The 18,788-nt window shown below is 43.2% G+C and carries 20 protein-coding genes; 12 read left to right on the top strand and 8 right to left on the bottom strand.

All coding sequences use genetic code 11. The annotated features are described in order from the left end of the window. Window positions 1-113 precede the first annotated feature (113 nt). Both FTU44_RS14195 and FTU44_RS14190 read left to right on the top strand, forming a co-directional pair. Window positions 114-1,271 carry a CsgG/HfaB family protein gene (locus tag FTU44_RS14195; protein ID WP_180051208.1) on the top strand — a complete coding sequence of 386 codons (1,158 nt, stop codon included), beginning with the start codon at window positions 114-116 and terminating at the stop codon, window positions 1,269-1,271. Between the two features lie 83 nt (window positions 1,272-1,354). Continuing rightward, on the top strand, window positions 1,355-2,017 hold the full coding sequence (locus tag FTU44_RS14190; protein ID WP_034608358.1) for a hypothetical protein: 663 nt from the start codon (window positions 1,355-1,357) through the stop codon (window positions 2,015-2,017). Between the two features lie 310 nt (window positions 2,018-2,327). On the opposite strand, the gene FTU44_RS14185 is transcribed toward FTU44_RS14190, so the two are convergent. The 3 genes from FTU44_RS14185 to FTU44_RS14175 form a co-directional block, all read right to left on the bottom strand. Next, window positions 2,328-2,903 carry a xanthine phosphoribosyltransferase gene (locus tag FTU44_RS14185; protein ID WP_005094083.1) on the bottom strand — a complete coding sequence of 192 codons (576 nt, stop codon included), beginning with the start codon at window positions 2,901-2,903 and terminating at the stop codon, window positions 2,328-2,330. Between the two features lie 88 nt (window positions 2,904-2,991). Beyond that, a complete protein-coding gene (locus tag FTU44_RS14180) occupies window positions 2,992-3,675 on the bottom strand; it encodes a DUF3108 domain-containing protein (protein ID WP_370982144.1) in 684 nt (227 codons plus the stop codon). A gap of 190 nt (window positions 3,676-3,865) precedes the next feature. Then, on the bottom strand, window positions 3,866-4,552 hold the full coding sequence (locus tag FTU44_RS14175; protein ID WP_005094079.1) for a hypothetical protein: 687 nt from the start codon (window positions 4,550-4,552) through the stop codon (window positions 3,866-3,868). A 261-nt stretch (window positions 4,553-4,813) separates the two neighbouring features. On the opposite strand from FTU44_RS14175, the gene FTU44_RS14170 reads away from it, so the two are divergent. After that, window positions 4,814-5,671: an energy transducer TonB gene (locus FTU44_RS14170; protein WP_005094077.1), complete on the top strand. Its 858-nt coding sequence runs from the start codon at window positions 4,814-4,816 to the stop codon at window positions 5,669-5,671. Between the two features lie 178 nt (window positions 5,672-5,849). On the opposite strand, the gene ybeY is transcribed toward FTU44_RS14170, so the two are convergent. Genes ybeY through miaB form a run of 3 tightly spaced genes read right to left on the bottom strand, consistent with a single transcriptional unit; the run spans window position 5,850 to window position 8,927 of the window. Beyond that, window positions 5,850-6,332: an rRNA maturation RNase YbeY gene (ybeY, locus tag FTU44_RS14165; RefSeq protein WP_005094076.1), complete on the bottom strand. Its 483-nt coding sequence runs from the start codon at window positions 6,330-6,332 to the stop codon at window positions 5,850-5,852. Window positions 6,333-6,354: 22 nt separating this feature from the next. Beyond that, a complete protein-coding gene (locus FTU44_RS14160) occupies window positions 6,355-7,431 on the bottom strand; it encodes a PhoH family protein (RefSeq protein ID WP_005094064.1) in 1,077 nt (358 codons plus the stop codon). 38 nt (window positions 7,432-7,469) lie between these two features. Next, window positions 7,470-8,927, bottom strand: coding sequence for a tRNA (N6-isopentenyl adenosine(37)-C2)-methylthiotransferase MiaB (gene miaB / locus FTU44_RS14155; RefSeq protein ID WP_159138917.1), 1,458 nt, complete (start codon window positions 8,925-8,927; stop codon window positions 7,470-7,472). A gap of 334 nt (window positions 8,928-9,261) precedes the next feature. On the opposite strand from miaB, the gene FTU44_RS14150 reads away from it, so the two are divergent. The 6 genes from FTU44_RS14150 to FTU44_RS14125 all read left to right on the top strand — a co-directional run bounded on the left by FTU44_RS14150 (window position 9,262) and on the right by FTU44_RS14125 (window position 14,171). Then, window positions 9,262-11,196, top strand: coding sequence for a lytic transglycosylase domain-containing protein (locus FTU44_RS14150; RefSeq protein ID WP_171294234.1), 1,935 nt, complete (start codon window positions 9,262-9,264; stop codon window positions 11,194-11,196). Window positions 11,197-11,227: 31 nt separating this feature from the next. Then, a complete protein-coding gene (locus FTU44_RS14145; protein ID WP_074383563.1) occupies window positions 11,228-11,866 on the top strand; it encodes a ribonuclease I in 639 nt (212 codons plus the stop codon). 167 nt (window positions 11,867-12,033) lie between these two features. Continuing rightward, window positions 12,034-13,020, top strand: coding sequence for a malate dehydrogenase (locus FTU44_RS14140; RefSeq protein ID WP_005168672.1), 987 nt, complete (start codon window positions 12,034-12,036; stop codon window positions 13,018-13,020). Between the two features lie 174 nt (window positions 13,021-13,194). Next, the gene (locus tag FTU44_RS14135) at window positions 13,195-13,455 is read left to right on the top strand and encodes a DUF2789 family protein (protein WP_005094053.1); all 261 of its coding nucleotides are present in this window, start codon (window positions 13,195-13,197) and stop codon (window positions 13,453-13,455) included. A gap of 88 nt (window positions 13,456-13,543) precedes the next feature. Continuing rightward, window positions 13,544-13,798, top strand: a complete 255-nt coding sequence (locus tag FTU44_RS14130) for a DUF2789 family protein (protein WP_035337452.1) — start codon at window positions 13,544-13,546, stop codon at window positions 13,796-13,798. A gap of 115 nt (window positions 13,799-13,913) precedes the next feature. Then, window positions 13,914-14,171 carry a DUF2789 family protein gene (locus tag FTU44_RS14125; RefSeq protein ID WP_005094049.1) on the top strand — a complete coding sequence of 86 codons (258 nt, stop codon included), beginning with the start codon at window positions 13,914-13,916 and terminating at the stop codon, window positions 14,169-14,171. Between the two features lie 90 nt (window positions 14,172-14,261). Here FTU44_RS14125 and FTU44_RS14120 read toward each other — a convergent pair whose 3' ends face one another. Together FTU44_RS14120 and FTU44_RS14115 are read right to left on the bottom strand one after the other, a co-directional pair. Next, window positions 14,262-14,789 (bottom strand): hypothetical protein, encoded by a 528-nt coding sequence (locus FTU44_RS14120; protein WP_100355120.1) that lies wholly within the window; start codon window positions 14,787-14,789, stop codon window positions 14,262-14,264. A gap of 70 nt (window positions 14,790-14,859) precedes the next feature. Next, complete coding sequence (locus FTU44_RS14115) at window positions 14,860-15,462, bottom strand: 2OG-Fe(II) oxygenase (protein WP_100355119.1); 603 nt, start codon at window positions 15,460-15,462, stop codon at window positions 14,860-14,862. Between the two features lie 117 nt (window positions 15,463-15,579). Between FTU44_RS14115 and FTU44_RS14110 the strand changes: the two genes are divergently transcribed. From FTU44_RS14110 to FTU44_RS14100, 3 genes are read left to right on the top strand one after another with little or no spacing between them, the layout of a single operon-like run. After that, window positions 15,580-16,437 carry a 23S rRNA (adenine(2030)-N(6))-methyltransferase RlmJ gene (locus FTU44_RS14110; protein WP_005094045.1) on the top strand — a complete coding sequence of 286 codons (858 nt, stop codon included), beginning with the start codon at window positions 15,580-15,582 and terminating at the stop codon, window positions 16,435-16,437. Window positions 16,438-16,475: 38 nt separating this feature from the next. Continuing rightward, the gene (gene pssA / locus FTU44_RS14105) at window positions 16,476-17,297 is read left to right on the top strand and encodes a CDP-diacylglycerol--serine O-phosphatidyltransferase (RefSeq protein ID WP_005094042.1); all 822 of its coding nucleotides are present in this window, start codon (window positions 16,476-16,478) and stop codon (window positions 17,295-17,297) included. A gap of 18 nt (window positions 17,298-17,315) precedes the next feature. Then, complete coding sequence (locus FTU44_RS14100) at window positions 17,316-18,392, top strand: DUF6670 family protein (protein ID WP_180051205.1); 1,077 nt, start codon at window positions 17,316-17,318, stop codon at window positions 18,390-18,392. Window positions 18,393-18,788: the final 396 nt, after the last annotated feature.

Below are 18,788 nucleotides of genomic sequence, written 5' to 3'. Positions count from 1 at the left end.
AGATCCACGCACGCGTAGCGGTTTTGAATAAATTCACAGAATTAGGTCGCCCGCATACCCAAGTTGTCTCTTAAATTTGGATTACTTAGAGGAGTTCAGCCTTTCAAACCTTTATACAACAAAGCCGCTCGTTTCTAACAGGTTGTACAGGTTTAGCTCCCTCAAACAAGAAAGCAGTTAGTCTGGTGCAAGGACCACCCATTACCGATATTTTTACCCCTTTTGATATGGCGCTCTCCTGCCTCAAAGGGCAACTACGTAGTGATGTGAGTTTTTCTGTTGGCGCGATTCTGGATCAAACCGGTAAAGATGTAGTCACCAATGGCGGAAGTGGCAAAATGGTGACCCAGGGTGCGGGAGATATGGTGCAGTCTGCCTTGTTTCAGGCAGGCGTCAGTTTAATGAACCGACGTGATCCCCGGATTATCGAAAGTGAAGCCAAGTGGGGGATTCGTGATCCAAGGCAAATTCAGGCCTCCGATTATTATGTCACCGGCAGTATTAACAGTCTGGATTTTATTCCGGGCGGGGGTTTTGACATGCAAATTGCCGGAGTCGGCCCGAATTACAGTCAAACCCGTATTATGGTCGGTTTGGATTTATCTCTGACCGATACCCGCAGTAGTAAAGTGGTGGGTAATGTTTCTTTGCAAAAGCAGATTGCTGCACAGGATTATGGTCTGAGTGCAGGCAGGTTCGCGGGTCGTACACTGTTAAATATTCAAATTGGCAAGGGAGAACGAGAGGCGACTAATTTTGCCTTACGCCAAATGTTGAACCTGGCCACTTTTGAATTACTCAGTCAGGTCGTGCCACCGGCAGTGTTTGCAAGTTGCCGTGCGGAAATTCCACCTGAATTTGGTCGCTTAGATCTCACTCGCAGTTCTGTTGCCTTGCATAAATATAAGAAAAATCAGCAACAAATCAGTACCGATTCCAGCAACCCTGTTCAGGAATCGGCCTCACGTCAGGCAGATTCATTCAATGAAAAAAACAAGTCGACCAATTCACCCAGCAAAGATACCAAGCCGCCTAAGCAGAAAGAATCTGAGGTGATTCAGAATCCTGAAGCCGAGCCTGAAATGAGCAAACAGGAACTGATTAAATATATTAGTAAGACTAAGCGCCCATCTCCGACAAGCAAAATAAATGACAAAAAAGATGTTCAAGAACAAGCCAACAAAGAACAAGCTGAGGAGAAGTCATCCAGTTTATGGGATGCCAATCCAGAGGTAGTGGAGAATTACTGGTCAAATATTCAACGTGATTAAAAGATTTGAAAATGGGCTCGCTCCCATTGTCAGAAGAAGTACTTAGCGAGAGGTACTTCAAAATAACAGTAGGAAGAACAATGATGAAAAACACGATCAAAACAGTCGCATTATCCGTCGCCTTTCTGTCTAGTGCGGGGATGGCATATGCTCAAGAAACCAATGTGGAAGTAGATACCGGTTTACAAGCTACTCTGGATTCTATTTCTCAGCAGGTTGAAAATGGTTCTGCGCTGAATCTGGCAGTGAATACAGGTGATGTTGATGCAAGCGTTGATTTAGAAGCACTTGCAGGAGCAGTAAGAGAAGTACCAGATGCGATTAGTTCAATTGAAGGGACAATTGAAACTACTGCAATTGGTGCAGCGAACACAGGTAGTATCACGATTGAGCAAGGCAGCTTCAATCAGGTGATATCAGACGTATCAGATGAAACATATGACTATGATTTCAGTCAAGTCACCAGTGCAACGAATAATTCTGAAACCTTAGAAGAGTTATCCGAGGTTGCGGATAGTTCAGATCTATCGGAAGTTGTAAGTTCATCACTGTCTACCAACTATAGTGAGCAGATCAATGAAACTTTAAGCAATTATAGTGTAGCGAACATTGCCTATAATGCGGGTACCATTGATGCCTCTGTCAATGCGATTGCAGAAGGAACTCAAACTGCTATTAACAATAGCATCACAACTACCGCTATCGGTGCTGTAAATAGCGGCAGTATTACTGTGACGGTTAAATAAACTCTTGTTCAAGGTGAACAGAGGTCTAATTATTTGCAGATAGTTAGACCTCTTTATCTTATAATAAAATTGCTATAACTGGTTGTTTATTCATCGGATAGAAAAATTATTTATTTTATGACACGATCTATTTTAGAGGTTTAATCACTTCGAATTTAAAAGTAAGCCATTCATCTAGGATCAAGTCAGGAATCATGAATAACACATTAGATTGAACTAGAGTCGAGCTTTGAATATTTTTAATTTATTTCATCAGATAGACAAAATAAAAAAGAGCGCATAAGCGCTCTTTTAAAATTGATTGTCGAGCTTAGTCGCGAACAAATTCAACTGTGCCATTTGCCAAAGATTTTACGCGTGCCAGTGACTCCACACGGTAGCCTTTTTCAAGCAGCAAGTCGCGACCAGGCTGGAATGATTTTTCAATCACAATACCAATACCGACCACTTCTGCGTTTGCCTGATGAATCAGATCGGCCAGACCCAGCGCCGCCTGACCATTCGCCAGGAAGTCATCAATCACTAAAACCTTGTCGGTTGAGCTGATGTGTTTATTTGAAATTGCGATGGTGCTTTCAGTCTGTTTGGTAAATGAAAACACTTTAGAGCGGTATAAATCATCTTTCAGGGTCAAAGACTGGTATTTACGTGCAAAGATGACAGGTACACCAAGTTCTAAACCTGCCATCACTGCAGGTGCAATACCTGATGCTTCAATCGTAATAATTTTGGTGATACCAGCATCCTTAAACAGACGCGCAAATTCTTGACCAATTAATTGCATCATGACTGGGTCAATCTGGTGGTTTAAGAAAGAATCCACTTTCAAAACTTCTTCAGAGAGAACGATGCCTTCGGCCAAGATTTTCTGTTCTAGTGCATGCACGGGAGAATCCTCAAGAGCAGGTGCTTTTTCAAGCAAAAGCGTATTGTAAAAAGCACCCGGAAAAAATCAAGTGAAATTCGCCAAAATCTTAGTTGCTTGCACCTTTATAGTCAGTTAATAGCAAACCATAAGAGGTTTTCTTGTCTACATGCGAAACTTTGACTGGCAGATAGTCAAGTTTCGGTGCCAGCCAGAAGATGGTTTCACGACCCGGCTTGCTATGCTTCATCACCACCTTGATGGTATTAAAAGAACCATATTTGGTACTGACCGTTTCTGAACCTTGTCGAACAAACTTACGGCCTTCGACCTCTTTAGCATCAGCAAGATAATAATTCGATTTTAAGCCACCATTTTTTAGATCTTCACGAATTTGTAATTCCGCATTCAGTTCATCCAGAACATCGGCTCTCCAGGCAAAAGAACGCTTTTCATCATCTTTTCTGGTATTGATGGTTTTGCTGGAAGGATTAAAGTTAATACTCATGGTGTTGTTATGTACCAGGATTTTACTGCTACGACTGAAACTGCTGGAGCCAATCTTGCCGTTATTAAAGGTGAAACGGCTGGTTTCAGTTGCTGAAGCAATACCACCGGCTTTTGCAGCAAAGACGTAAGTCCAGTTATTGCCGGATTTACTCAGAGTACGGGTGGCAGAACCCATATTCTTGCCATTATAGCTAAATTGATAATTGGCTTGGAAAGGCGTCATGGCAAAAGCCTGGCTAGAAATACCAGTCAACAGTATTGCACCGCTTAGACCTGTGGTCATCGCTAAAGTCTTAAATACAGTCTTCACCATTAGTCATTTTCCTATATTGGTTAAACGGGCAAAATATCTTACTTGTTGTAGCTTTTATTCTTTAGGCAAAATATGGAAATTTAAGGGATATTTCTAGCAAAAATGTATCTTTCATGTAGTTTTTTTCAACAAAAGTTCAAAAAACGAGATTGAATAGTATTCAAGACGGATCTTTCTGTTTGATCGGGGTCACCAGGTTATCGTCCATTTCGTCTTCATCCCAATTTTCCTCTCTGTCTTGAGAAAGTTTCCTAAACAGGGCTGCCAGATTCACATTACCAATCACCACCAGTTCAGCTTCGCGAAGCACTGCATGATTCACATGAACTTTACCTAGAGTATCAATAATCGAACGGTTTTTGCCTAACCAGCGGTTCAAGTCCAGATACAGCAAGTCATCAATGACTTTAATAACGCCAAGTTTTTCCAGAATCATGCCCAATGGATCTTTGTTCAAGATGCGTTGATAGAAGAACAGGGCAAAACGCACCCCAAGCTTATACAACAGATTTGGATATTTGGCGTCAATAAGCTGTGTATCACTGATTTGCTCGAATACAATCAGCTGGGTGGTCTTATTCAGTTCCATCTGAACCAGCTTCAAGTCTACCGACAAAGTGATATTCAGGCCTTTATAGTCTAGTGTCGCGTAGAGACGCAGCCAGTCTTCATGCAGGTCTGCGTGTAAGTCTTTCAGTGCATCGACATTGTCGGTGACAAAGCGTTGAAAAGTTGCATTTAAGAAGACTTGCGATAAAGGGAATTCACGCTCATCCTCAATAAATCCTTCCGCTCTCTGATACACTTGGCGGATTCGGTTGGAAATATTGGAAATTAGCGTTTGCATATTGAAGCATCCTAGCAACTTTATTTTTGACTCGAAGTGTATCTTGTCGAATTGTATGAAAAATACAAGTATTCAAGCTTGAAGTTTAGCAAAATAAATAGCACCATTTTTATAGTTTTAGTTATGTAACGTTGAAGATTTGATGGATTTGGCATTTTTAAAATAGAAATGCCCAATTTGTTTGTTTTTAATCTTTAAAATACTTTTTTGGGGAACTGAACTCAGGACTGAGTTTGGGTAATGTGATAAACAATGATATTAATGCCTCTGGTCAGAACCTGGTGGAAAGATCCAGTGTTTAGCAGTGCCGTGCTCACCGCAGGCATTCTGCATTTGATCGTATTGACACTGGAATTTGGTATGCCGCAAGATCGGGAGACCAGCACCAAAGAAATTGCAGTCAGCTTGCGACAAACAGATGAAAAAATTGAACACGCTGATTTTCTGGCCCAGACAGACCAGCAAGGGTCTGGCAAGTTTCGAGAAGCGCATCGGATGTCGAGTGATATGCCATCTCCTTTGTTAGAGCAGAAGGCAGGGGAAGAACAACAAGAAAGTCCGGATCTGCTGCAACAGAAACAGGAACTCAGTTTTGAAGAAAAAGTGCTGATGACCACCTTGAGCTGGCAAAAACAGGCAGAAGAAAATCAGCGTAAAAAAATGCAGGAGCAGTTACAAAGCCAGTTTCAGGCCAAAGCAGCCATGGTGGCCAGTCTGGAAGCGCAATATTTACAGCGTCAGCAAAATTTTAGTCGTCAGCAAAAAATTAAAACTGTGGATGGTATTCAATCCAAGCAGGATGTCTCCGCAGCCTATCTGGAAAAGTTCCGTCAGAAAGTAGAGTTTTATGGCAATCAGTATTATCCGGAAGCTGCCAAGCAGCAGAATCTGGCAGGTGAAGTTCGTCTGATGGTGATCCTGAATCAGAATGGAGGGATTCGTGCCATCCGATTAATTGACAGTTCAGGACATGCCATGCTGGATGAGGCTGCGAAATCTTCTGTACGTAAAGCGGCGCCATTTGGTGCGTTTGATGCCAAAATGAAGGAAATTTCTGAATTGCGGATTATCCGAACCTGGCGTTTTGATCCGGCTGAAGCAGAGTTCGAAGTACGTTAATTCATTCTAGTTCTCTCTCCCTTTGGGAGAGAGTTAGAGAGGGGTTTTAACAGGTATTAGAACCTCTCCCTTGCGAACTCAGAATATATTCTGAGGATTCTCATCTCCTAGAGGAAGAGCGAATATAAAGCATTAAAAAAGCGAGCCTCAGCTCGCTTCCTTCATTTTCTTTTAAATCTTAATCTCGTTCCAGATAAGGATTTTCAAAACCCAGCTTGGCCAGAATTTCAATTTCAATGCCTTCCATTTCTTCCGCATCTTCATCTGATGTTTCATGATCATAACCCATTAAATGCAAGGTGCCATGCACCAGCATATGGGTGAAATGCGTCAACGGCGCTTTTTGCTGCTCAAGCGCTTCAGCAAGTACCACAGGAATACAGATCACCAGATCGCCAATGGGAAAGGCATCCAGAAATTGCGCCATTTCATCTGGAAGATCGCTCGGAAAAGACAGGACATTGGTCGATTTGTCTTTGCCGCGATATTCCAGATTCAGTTTATGACTTTCATCATGATCGACACAGGCAATTCCGATTTCGCAATTACTTTGCGTACCGATATGACCTAAAGTGGTTTCGACTACTTTTTTAATAGAGGCACGTTTTAGTACCAGTTCAGGTGACTGAAAATCCTGCTGTAAGGAAAGACTAAGTTTCAACACAAATCCTTAAATTGAAAGCTTAATGCTGTGCATCTGCGGCAGCATTATTTTCAGCGATCAAGGCGTCCTGACGTGCTTTACGTTCGGCACGTGCTTCTGCACTTAAACGCTGCTGATCACTGTCCCAGCCTTCATAGGCTTCAACAATTTTCTGTACCAGTTGATGACGAACCACATCACGCGAATGAAAACGGGTGATATGAATTTCAGGGATTTTATCAATCACACGCAGGGCATGTGAAAGACCAGACTGTTGGCCGCGCGGTAAATCCACCTGCGTCACGTCACCAGTAATGACCGCTCGTGAACCAAAACCTAAACGGGTCAGGAACATTTTCATCTGTTCTGGGGTGGTGTTCTGTGCCTCATCCAGAATGACGAAAGAATGATTCAAGGTACGGCCACGCATATAAGCGAGTGGCGCCACCTCAATCACTTGACGTTCAATCAGCTTGGCCACTTTTTCAAAGCCGAGCATTTCATACAAAGCATCATACAATGGACGCAAATAAGGATCGATTTTCTGGCTTAAATCCCCTGGCAAGAAACCCAGTTTTTCACCGGCTTCGACCGCAGGACGCACCAGTAAAATGCGCTGGATTTCATTGCGTTCCAGCATGTCCACAGCAGCAGCGACAGCCAGATAGGTTTTACCGGTTCCGGCAGGACCTATACCAAAAGAAATATCACTTTGCAGAATACGCTGTACATAACGTTTCTGGTTGGCACCACGCGGATTGATCCGGCCTTTACGGGTTTGTAACCAGACATTGTCCAGGCCGGTATGTTCTTGGTCTTCTAGATCTTGCTGGAGTTCACGGTCAGTCTGACTGCCCTGAATCATTAGGTGCAGGGTATCTGCGCTGATCTGCTGGCTCTGTTCAGATTCTTCGTGTAGACGTTGCAAGAGCATTTCGGCTCTTTCAACGGCATCGATTCCACCATCCACAATAAAACTCTCTCCGCGATGGGAGATTTTGACATCTAAACGTTGTTCAATTTGCTTCAAATGACCGTTATAAGCACCTAACATCGCTTGGATACGGTCCATTGAAATCCCAGGAAAAGCTACTGTACGTCGAATCGCTGCAGTCAAAGAGTATTCCTTATGAAGTGTACGTTATATGCTCTACATTACGCCACGTCAGGCTCAAGATTCAAGAGTTCACCATAAACTAAATTCAAAGTTTTAATTTCGGTCACTTCGATCTCGGCAAAGCGACCTACCCAGGCAGGATCACCAATAAAGTTGACATAACGGGTGTTGTCCGCCGTACCCACCAGAATATTCGGATCTTTATCAGAGACTTTCTCGATCAGTACCCGCTGGATGCTACCGAGCATGGCATCCGTTTTGTCAATACTCGAGCGTTTAATCCATTGCTGAACTTTGGCCAGACGTTCTTTTTTGACATCTTCCGGAATGGTATCTTCCAGTTCTGCGGCAGGCGTACCCGGACGTTTTGAATAGATAAAACTATAAGAATGATCGAAATCCAGATCCTGAATAAACTGATAGGTCTCTGCAAAGTTCTCATCGGTTTCACCCGGGAAGCCAATGATAAAGTCTGAAGATAAATGCATATCGGGACGAACTGAGCGTAACTTTTTAATCTTCTCGATATAGACATCGATGGTATGGTTACGTTTCATGGCCTGAAGCACATCATTCGAGCCACTTTGTACCGGCAAATGCAGATGCGAAACCATTTGTGGCAGGTCACGATAACACTGGATCAGGTCATCATTAAATTCGAGTGGATGCGAAGTGGTATAACGAATCCGGCCAATGCCCGGAATATCCGCGACTAAACGCAACAGATCGGCAAAAGTACAGATATTGCCTTCAAAGGTTTCACCACGATAGCCATTGACGTTTTGACCCAACAGGGAAATTTCACGCACGCCTTTTTCTGCCAGACCCGCAATTTCAGCCAGTACATCATCCAGTGGGCGAGACACTTCTTCACCACGGGTATAAGGCACCACGCAGAATGAACAATATTTTGAACAGCCTTCCATGATCGAAACAAAGGCTTTATAGCCCTCAACACGCGGTTCAGGCAGAAAGTCGAATTTTTCGATATCCGGGAAGGAGATATCTACCAGTTTGATTTTTTCTTTTTTCGGTTTTTCGATCTGGTCAAAATGCTGATCCAGCATTTGTGGCAAGCGGTGCAGGGTTTGCGGGCCAAAAATCATGTCGACATAATTGGCACGTTTCTGGATGTTGTCGCCTTCCTGAGACGCCACACAGCCGCCAACCCCGATAATCAGATCCGGATTCTTGTCTTTCAGTTTGCGCCAGCGCCCCAGCTCGGAAAACACTTTTTCTTGGGCTTTTTCACGGATCGAGCAGGTATTCATCAGCAGAATATCGGCATCTTTAGGATCGTTGGTCAGCACATAGCCATGAGAATCGCCTAACAGGTCTGCCATACGGTGACTGTCGTACTCATTCATCTGACACCCTTGCGTTTCGATATACAGTTTTTTTACTGCAATCTCATGGACAGGGGTGTGCGCTGGCTGGGTAACAGTGTTTTCTGAGGCAGCTGGGGCACCATTCGGAATGAAGGTTTGAACCGTCATGTAGGCTCCTACAAGGTAATACGTTGAAAGAGTGAACGAACAGCCTGATTGACGCATCAAACAGGTGAATAACAATTCAATTCACGGACTGAAATATGGGAAGGCGCATATTTTAGCAGGAAAGTCGCTTAAACTTATAGCTTAAATTAAACGTGGAAAAATATTGATTTATGGGTAAGAATTGTCTGTAGATTAATATTGCTTAATCATAAGGTTACATAACTGAACAATACAGTTGCTTATAATATTTCAACAAAGCTCTTATGATAAGCAACATAGGCTAGGCACAGAATCGATGAGAGAAGGCAAAGGGATGTTGAAACACACTGAAAATATGTATAAATATTATAAATTAATTACGTTAAGTGTGGCGTGTATCTGTTCAGCAAGTACATATGCAGCTGAAGAGCAATTTAACGATGCCTTACGTGCGGCCAATGCAGGTAATACTGAATTATTACAACAATATCGCCTGTCCATGCAGAATGATGCTTTAGGCTATTATCCGGAATACTGGATTTTAAACCAGAATCTTGCCTTGCAACCTGCCAGCCAAATTGTCAGTTTTGCTCAGCGCTACCCGCAATCTGCGATGGCTGAAAAGCTGGCAGCGGACTATGTCGAAGAAAAAGTCAAAATGGCAGATTTCACCACGGCTCAACCGGTATTGCCTTATGTGACCAATGCTGATCCAGCTGAAGCCTGTGCCGTAGCACAAGTTCGTGCCAAAGCCGGTGATGAGCTGGTTTATGCCGAGTTTAAAGAGGTCTGGCTAACCACCAATAGCCAACCGGATTCTTGTACTGGACTTGGTCGAATGATGCTTTCTAGCCCTTTAATGACGGCAGAAGACCGCCAACAGCGACTTTGGGTACAATTGCGTGCCGGTCAGTCAGGTCAGGCTATTGCCACTGCGCAAGGAATCGGTCTGAATCTGTCTTTAGCACAACTCAATTCGATTCAGGCCAATCCAACCAATTATTTATGGTCTGCACCGAAAAACAGTGCGGCAGAACATGCTTATCTGATTTATGCACTGGGACGTCTGGCAGATAGTGATCTGGACTCGGCGTTATCCATTGTGAAACGGACTGCTGAAGGCACACCGGTACAAGTACAACGTGCCTTATACCGAGCTGTGGGGTATGTCGGTGGAACCACAGTCATGAAGAACAACTTTAACCGGGAAGTGTTAAATGCCTTTGATGCCAGTTATGGTCTGCCATTTAGTCCGGAAGAAGCTGAGATTTATGCGCGTCAGGCCATCCGTTTTAGTGCGTGGGAAAGCCTAATCCGTGCGATTGATGCCATGAGCGTCAATCAGAAACAGGAAGATCGCTGGCAATATTGGCTGGCCCGTGCGAGTGAGCAGCGTGCAGATCGTAGTTCAAAGAAAACTGCAGAGAGTATTTATCGTACATTGGCCGCCGGGGATGATTATCACAATCTTCTGGCACGCGACAAGTTGGGACAGCTGACTGCGAGCACACCCAATCCAATTCAGCCATCGAATCAGGCCATGCAACGTTTGAATCAGGATATTCATTTCCGTCGTGCGTTCACGCTACGTAATATCAGTGCACCGAATAACTACATTAACCGTGAATGGAACTGGGCAGTGCGTCAGGCCTATCTGAAGAAAGATGATGAGCTGTTGCTGGCCGCAGCAAAGCGTGCCATGGACATGGGCTGGCATGATCGTGCCATTTATGCAGCTGACCGTACCGTGAACAAACATAACTACAATTACCGTTATCCAATGCCGCACCAGAACTACGTGGTCAGTCATAGCCGCAATGCCGGGATCGATCCGGCTTGGGCTTATGGCTTGATGCGTCAGGAAAGCCGTTTCAATACCGTGGCACGCTCACATGTGGGTGCCGGTGGCCTGATGCAAATCATGCCAGATACTGCCAAGCTGGTGGCGCGTCAAATGGGTGAGGCTTATAATCCGGCAGCTTTGACCGATATGAATACCAATATTCGTTACGGCACCTTTTATTTATCGACCATTCAGCGTCAGCTCAGCAACAGCCCAGTCTTGGCAACCGCAGGCTATAATGCCGGACCAAACCGTGCCCGCCGTTGGCAGCCGGAATTTCAGGGCATGGCAGCAGATCAATATACTGAAAGTATTCCTTTACTTGAAACTCGGGATTATGTGAAACATGTCATGACCAATGCCACACATTACGGTCTCTTGTTGGGACAGGGTGCACAGTCCGTGGGTAAGCGTATGCAACTGATACCATTACGTAATACACAATAAAATTAAAATTATTGGGGATGGTGATTTATTCATGAAAATAATGAAGGATCGTCGAGTTTGGGGGAAATGGGCAGCGCTTGTATTCTTGGGCAGCAGTCCGGCAGCATTCGCCATGCCGACAGACTATGTTATGGATGTAGAAATGGTGCCGGCTTTGTGTAGCCTGTACCCTGAATATGCAAAGAAACGAAAATGTCTAGAAGGTTATTCCTTGAATATTTCCGGCTTATATCCTCAGGCTACGTCAGAAAACTGTACCACCAATAGCTCTGCAAAACTTTCACCGCTTCAGTCCAAGGTGGTGGCCAGAATCATGCCGGATGAAAATACCCGGACCATTTTGTGGCGCAATATCGGTGGCTGCGTGCCGATGAATGCCAGCCAATATTTCCGGACGATTATCAATTATGCAGACCGGCTTAAAGTGCCGGCAGAGCTGACTGAACAGGAAAATATCACCATGTCAGTCGATGCGCTGCGCGTGAAATTTGTGAGAATTAATCCGCAATTACCCGCCAATGCTTTGAGATTTAATTGCCAGCTTACTCAAGCTAGCAGCGTGTTGACCTCGATCAAAGTCTGTTATCACAAAAATGGCAATTATAAATCCTGTCCTGCCAACATTATTAATACATGCCCAAAAACTGTCACAATAAAAGGAACATACTGAGCTTTTTTGCCGGTTTAATTTATATTTCCTATCAGACTTTAGATGAAATCCGTCCTCTTTTATATGCATCCGGCAAAGGATTGGAGTACAATCTTTCGCGTTTACGATTATTAGATTAAATACTAACTATTTAATCGCGTTGAATATCCTCAATTGGAGATAATTAGATGAAGCAAGCAGTTCGTGTTGCCGTTACTGGCGCTGCAGGTCAAATTGGTTACAGCCTATTATTCCGTATCGCAAGCGGCGAAATGCTAGGTAAAGATCAACCAGTGATTTTGCAATTGCTCGAAGTTCCTTTTGAGAAAGCTCAGCAAGCGCTTAAAGGCGTAATGATGGAGCTTCAAGATTGTGCATTCCCGCTACTAGAAGACATGATCGGTACTGATGATCCTAAAGTTGCATTCAAAGATGCTGACTACGCGCTATTAGTTGGTTCACGTCCACGTGGTCCAGGTATGGAACGTGCTGATCTGCTTAAAGTGAACGGCGAAATCTTTATCGGTCAAGGCCAGGCACTTAACGAAGTTGCGAGCCGTGACGTTAAAGTTCTTGTTGTAGGTAACCCTGCGAACACGAATGCTTATATCGCGATGAAATCTGCTCCAGATCTTCCAGCGAAAAACTTCACTGCAATGTTACGTCTTGACCACAACCGTGCTGCATCTCAAATTGCTGCTAAAACCGGTAAAGCGGTTAAAGACATCAAAAATCTTACAGTTTGGGGCAACCACTCTCCAACCATGTATGCTGACTACCGTTTCGCTACAATTAATGGCGAAAGCGTTAAAGACATGATTAACGACCAAGATTGGAATGCAAACACATTCCTTCCGACTGTTGGTAAGCGTGGCGCTGCCATCATTGAAGCGCGTGGTTTGTCTTCTGCTGCTTCTGCTGCAAACGCTGCAATCGATCATATGCGTGATTGGGCTCTTGGCACAAATGGCGAATGGGTAACCATGGGTATTCCTTCTGACGGTTCTTACGGTATTCCTGAAGGCGTTATGTTCGGTTTCCCTGTAACGACTGAGAACGGTGAATACAAAATCGTTCAAGGTCTAGAAATCGACGAGTTCAGCCGTGAGCGTATCAATGTTACATTGAACGAACTTGAAGAAGAGCGCGCAGCGATTGCTGACATGCTTAAATAATTTGATCGTTTAGATTAAGTTGAAAGAGCACTCCATTCGGGGTGCTTTTTTTATATCTCTATTTTTTTGATGAACAAAAAATAACATGCTGTGATGCAGCAGCAACTGAATCTTGCTTAGGCTTGGACTAAGCTAAAAAACATAAATAATCCAATAAAAGGCGAGGTGAAGAAGATGTTTGATCAACACCCAACGTTAGAAATGTTTTTTCAGCAACTTGGATTGGACTCGAGTCCCGAGGCGATTGATGAGTTTATCAAGACCCATCAAATTGGCATGGACGTGCCTTTGCACAAGGCGCCGTTCTGGTCGAAATCCCAGCATGATTTCCTGATTGGTCAGTGGAAAAAAGATGATGAATGGGCAATTTTAGTTGATGTCCTGAATGAACAATTACATAGCGAAGCCCAAGGTTCTGGATCATGTGATTTATAAATGAGTATTTAAGGATTTATGCCAGTTCTTATTTTAGGGATGGTAAAGGTCTTATTTTTAGTTTAGAGCATATAACAGGAGCAAGTGGATCATGTTCGAACAACAGCCAACTTTAGAATTATTATTTGAACAATTGGGTTTGCCTGCTGATGAAGCCGCAATTAATGAATTCACCCATACCCATCAGTTGCCATCTGAAGTCGCTTTACCGGATGCCGAATTCTGGAGTGAGGGCCAAAGTGCATTCTTACGCGAGCACTGGCATCAAGATGATGAATGGATTGTGATTATTGACAAACTGAACCAGCTGTTACATGTCGAAAGTGACAAGCAAGGTGTTTAAATTATAGTCTACAAAAAGAAACAACAAACCTAGTCAAATGACTAGGTTTTTTTTGTCTTATCTTATAAGTTAGATCTATAAATAATTACAATTTATCTGATATAAGGAGGGCGACATGCTCATGAAGAACCAACCATCCTTAGAAATGTTATTTTCTCAACTCGGTCTGGCCAATAGCGCTGCTGCCATTGAGTTGTATATCCGGACTCATCAACTTCCAGCAGGCCTGTCCTTGCACGAGGCACCATTCTGGAATAAATCCCAGCGTTCATTATTGATTAGTCATCTGGTACAGGATGATGATTGGGCAATCTGGGTGGATGAGCTGAACCAGCAATTACACATGGATGCCTACAGACGTCAGCCTGCTTAACTGTGTTATATCTTGGTATTACTTAAAAAATGAAAGTGATGCTCAAAAGAAAACGCCTCAAATGAGGCGTTTTCTTTGACGCTGTTAAGCTTAATGCATTTTACTTTTTAATATTTTGATAAACCATTCCTGCTGACGATAATCACTAAAGGCATGATGCTGCTGCAACAATTCCAGTTCACATTCAGCCGTTTTGGTGTATTTACCTAACCAGTGACGTGTCAGGGCCGGCTCATTTTTACTTGCACTGGCATAGGCCAGTAAAAAATAAATATCGCCATGTTCATAACTGGCCATCGGCTTAAGAATTTGCTGGGTAATCAGGGCAAAATGCTGCTCTTTGGTCAATTCAAAAAACATCATATAAGCCTTGGCCAGATGCAAGGATAAATTGATATACATGCGCAGCGGCATTTCTTCAAATTCCACCCGGCCTTGTTCAAGTAAGACAATCGCTTCTTGCAGGAAATGTCGCTGTTCCTGACGCAGCTCACTTAAAGTCACCAGCTGTAAACGAAGATCAGCACGTTCAAGCGTTAATTCTGGCGTATTGCCTTTTAAGTACAATTGGTCAGTTTCACCCAGTCGCTCAATAATCTGCTTGGTTGTTAATCGCATCAACGCAATCCTCATTTCTCAATAATGCCTATATGAGGTTAAAAAAATAAATTTAAAGCATGAGCGAGCATTAGACTAGGGCTGTATCGCTTCTTAACCAGGCCGTAATGGATAGACGTTGCTGTTTGGAAATTAAAACTTCATGTAACAAATCACTCTGGAACAGTACAATCCGGTTCGGCTGTGGCTGAATAATATGCCACTGGCCATTTTTATCTTGCAGACGCAATTCACCCCCCCAATCTGCCTGCCATTGTTCATGCAGATAATACACACTGGAAATCATTCGGCCATTTTTAGCTTTAGGATTGTCACGATGCAGCGCATAAAACTCGCCAGCGTGATAGCAGGCAAAATGTGCTTCGATTTCTTTAATGCCTAAATAAAACGCGCGGTTTAAAGCTTGAGAAAACTGTTGCAGGGTTTGGGTGTGTAGGTGGGAAATTTGAAATTCAGGTCGTAACCAAAGAATATGATCACTACGGATGTTGCTGACGACGCCATTTTGAATGGCTGCATTACGAAATTCGTTTAAGTGGCTTAAGCATTCCTGACTTACCGCATGTTGATATTCACTAGAATAAGCATCGTCAACAATACTAAAGCCATGTTGATCTAAATCATCTAAGATTTGATCAACATTCCAATCCCCTGGGATGATAACAGCTTCCATTTTTTTCAATTCTCGATAGTGTGGCAAAACAGGTTCGCTATTTTAGTGTAAGAATCGTGCCTGAACGAAACTATTTTTCATGTTAAAATAGCTGTTGATATTAGGAATTAATGAAACATGAATTACCGTCACTCTTACCACGCAGGCAACTTTGCCGATGTCATGAAGCACGTTTTATTGCTTCAGTTGTTGACTCGACTGAATGCAAAAGACAAACCTTATCGCTATGTAGATACACATGGTGGTGCGGGTAAATATGATTTATCGACTGCTGAAGCGCAAAAATCAGGTGAGTTCTTAAACGGTATTCATCGTCTTGTTAAACTGGATGATTCGATCAAGCGTAACGCACCTGAAGGCGTACAACAATATTTGAAAGTTGTTGAGAAAATGCGTGAAAACTTTGGTAAGGGTGCTTATCCCGGTTCACCTTGGTTTGCACTAGAAGGCATGCGCGAGATTGATAAAGCGACCATTTTTGAAATGCAGCGTGATGTGTTTCAGCAGCTTCGTCATAATATTTTTGACAAGCGTGCCGGTTTGCATGAGCGTGATGCTTATGAAGGTCTTTTGGGGGTGATTCCGCCGAAAGAAAAACGTGGTCTGGTGATGATCGATCCACCTTATGAGCTTGAGCGTAAAGATTTTCCACAATTGGTAGAATTACTGGTTGCCGCTTATAAGAAATGGCCGACAGGTGTATTTGCTGTTTGGTATCCAATTAAAGACCGTGCCATGATTGAACGCTTCGAGAAAAAAATGTTCAAGACCGGCATCCGCCGTCAACTGGTGTGTGAAGTCTGTGTATGGCCGGATGACACCCCAGTCGGCTTGAATGGTTGTGGTTTGCTGGTGATTAATCCGCCTTGGAAATTCTCTGAAGATGCAGATGAAGCACTACAATGGTTATTCCCACATCTTCGTATGAGTGAAAATGGTGGTCACGCTGCAGTTCGCTGGTTAGTCGGCGAATAATTTTTTCAAAGCACAGGTCATAGCTAGGATCGACAAGAATGACAAATATAAGCAAACCGGAACGCGACTCTTCAAAAGACTTGCCTTTTGATGGCATCACCTTTGAGGTGGAAGAAGAGGAACATACCCAGGAAGGGCAGAAAGTTAAGCGTCGAGGCATCTATCTATGGCCGAACCTGATTACAACCGCTGCGTTGTTAGCGGGTTTTTACTCCATTATTGCCAGCATGAATGGCAATTTCCAGCAAGCGATCTATGCAATTTTTATTGCGGCTTTGTTGGATGGTTTGGATGGGCGTGTGGCGCGTGCGATTGGTGCGCAAAGTCCGTTTGGTGAACAGTTTGATTCGCTTTCCGATATGCTGGCTTTTGGTGTTGCTCCCGCGATCTTGATGTATAGCTGGGGTTTGAGTGATTTAGGCCGGATTGGTTTGGCCGCCTGTTTTGTCTATACCGCCTGTGCTGCTTTTCGTCTGGCCCGCTTTAACGTACAGATTGGCGTGGTAGACAAGCGTTATTTTATTGGTGTGGCCAGTCCATTGGCGGCTCTCATGATTGTTTCGCTGGTCTGGGTCGGTTTAGATTTTCCTGAAATTTTTGATATTCGTGAAGCATCCATTCAGATCATTAATGCCGTTGTCATTATTGCGGTGGGCTTGTTGATGATTTCTAATATCAAATATTATTCATTCAAGACTGTAGAGCGTAAACGCGTTCCGTTTTTTGTATTACCAATTGCCGTATTTGTCTTTGCTGCGATGACTTATAATATTCCTGTCGGCATTCTGGTAATTTCTATTCTCTATGCCTTATCTGGTTTTGTGACCACCTTTATGGCAAAAAGATCGAGTAGATTATAAAAATATAAGGAGTCTGAGATGCGGTTTCTTCAAGATTTTTTAGATCGTTCGAAACAGCTGAATCAGACTCCAACTGTTTCGCATTATCCTGCCTATCATGGCCCCAACTCAAAATATAAGATTATTCATCAAGGTTTGATGATTCCCGGACTTCCGGCGCCGCTGCACTATCTAAATTTTCTCAGCATTATCGGGCAGCCGAATGCACCGATGCTGGCCAATCCCAGTGCAATTCAAACCAACGCACTGGATACCGCCACAGTGATTTGCAGCACCAGTTCGCATATGGTCGGCCAGCTGCATCGTTATTCAGTACAGCAGGACTGTAACTTTGATGCTGGCTTATTTCAGTTTTTAGATCGGGAGCAACTGAGTGGGACCTTTCCTCATTTTCGTTTGCAGCGTTTTGACTCGGAACTCAGTTTCGATTTAAGCATTCATACCACTCAGCTCATTTCTCATTTTAGCCAGGTGCGGTTTTCACTTGCCGAGCACTGGTCTTTGCTGTGCTATTGCCAGGGCACATTAAAATATAAACAACAGAAATATAATATTGATAGCCTCGGAAGTTTTGAATATGCACGAAGTTTCAATTTCCCTTATTTGCCTTTGGCCTTCCTGACTTATCAAATTATTAACCTGAGTGGAAATCGGCAGCTACTGTTGGCGCAAATTCGGGATGGGGTGAATAGTATTGTTCAGTCTCGGATGTATTTGCGTGATTTAAACAAGATGCAGACTCAGATGTTTGACCAAAAAGTGTATTTTAAAGTCCATCGTGTCTATCCGCGCGTCACTACGCCGAATGGGCAAAATATGTATTTGCCACGTGAATTTGAATGGTGTTACGAAGCTAAAGATGGCACCTGTATTTGGGTACAAGGGCAAAGTCGCGGTGATTTCAAATTTGGTTTGGCCGCGGGCTATGTTGGAAGTTTTAGTTATCAGGTCAAAATAAATGAAGAGAACGAAAATGGGGAAGGTGGCTACTGTGAATACATTGATTGCCGTCCTTTACGCTTTCAAGAGCAAGATAAAACCGACAAACTTTTAACTCATTTATCAAATTCTGTACCTTTAATGCTCAAAAAATAGAAAAACCTGCATTTTTTGTAGAATAAATAAACAGTCGTTGGTTTTTTGCTGAATTATTTAGAAATAGGGGTTGTGTTGGGTGTGAAATCCTGTAGAATGCACATCCATCGGCAGTAATGAAGATTAAAACTTCTGATAAAACAGTAACTTAGCACGAGGTGTTAAGATTGGGTTTTGTTGGTTAAGTTCAAATTAATTTGAATTACGGATTGACACTTTAGAAATTCAGTGTAATATAGCCGACCTAGCTTGCTGGTGACGAATCAGCAAGAAGATCATTAAGAGCTTATGAAGAACAACTTGTGTGGATTTTTACTGGTTGATCGATCGAAATTATTTTCATTGATTGATGGTAGAAATGACTCGAAGTTTATTTGAGAAATATTTGTCAGAAAA

Source organism: Acinetobacter sp. YH12105 (assembly GCF_013419095.1).
In the GTDB taxonomy this organism is placed as follows: domain Bacteria; phylum Pseudomonadota; class Gammaproteobacteria; order Pseudomonadales; family Moraxellaceae; genus Acinetobacter; species Acinetobacter pseudolwoffii.
The sequence above is the reverse complement of the archived record's forward strand: the minus strand, read 5'-3'. Positions and strand labels throughout refer to the sequence as shown.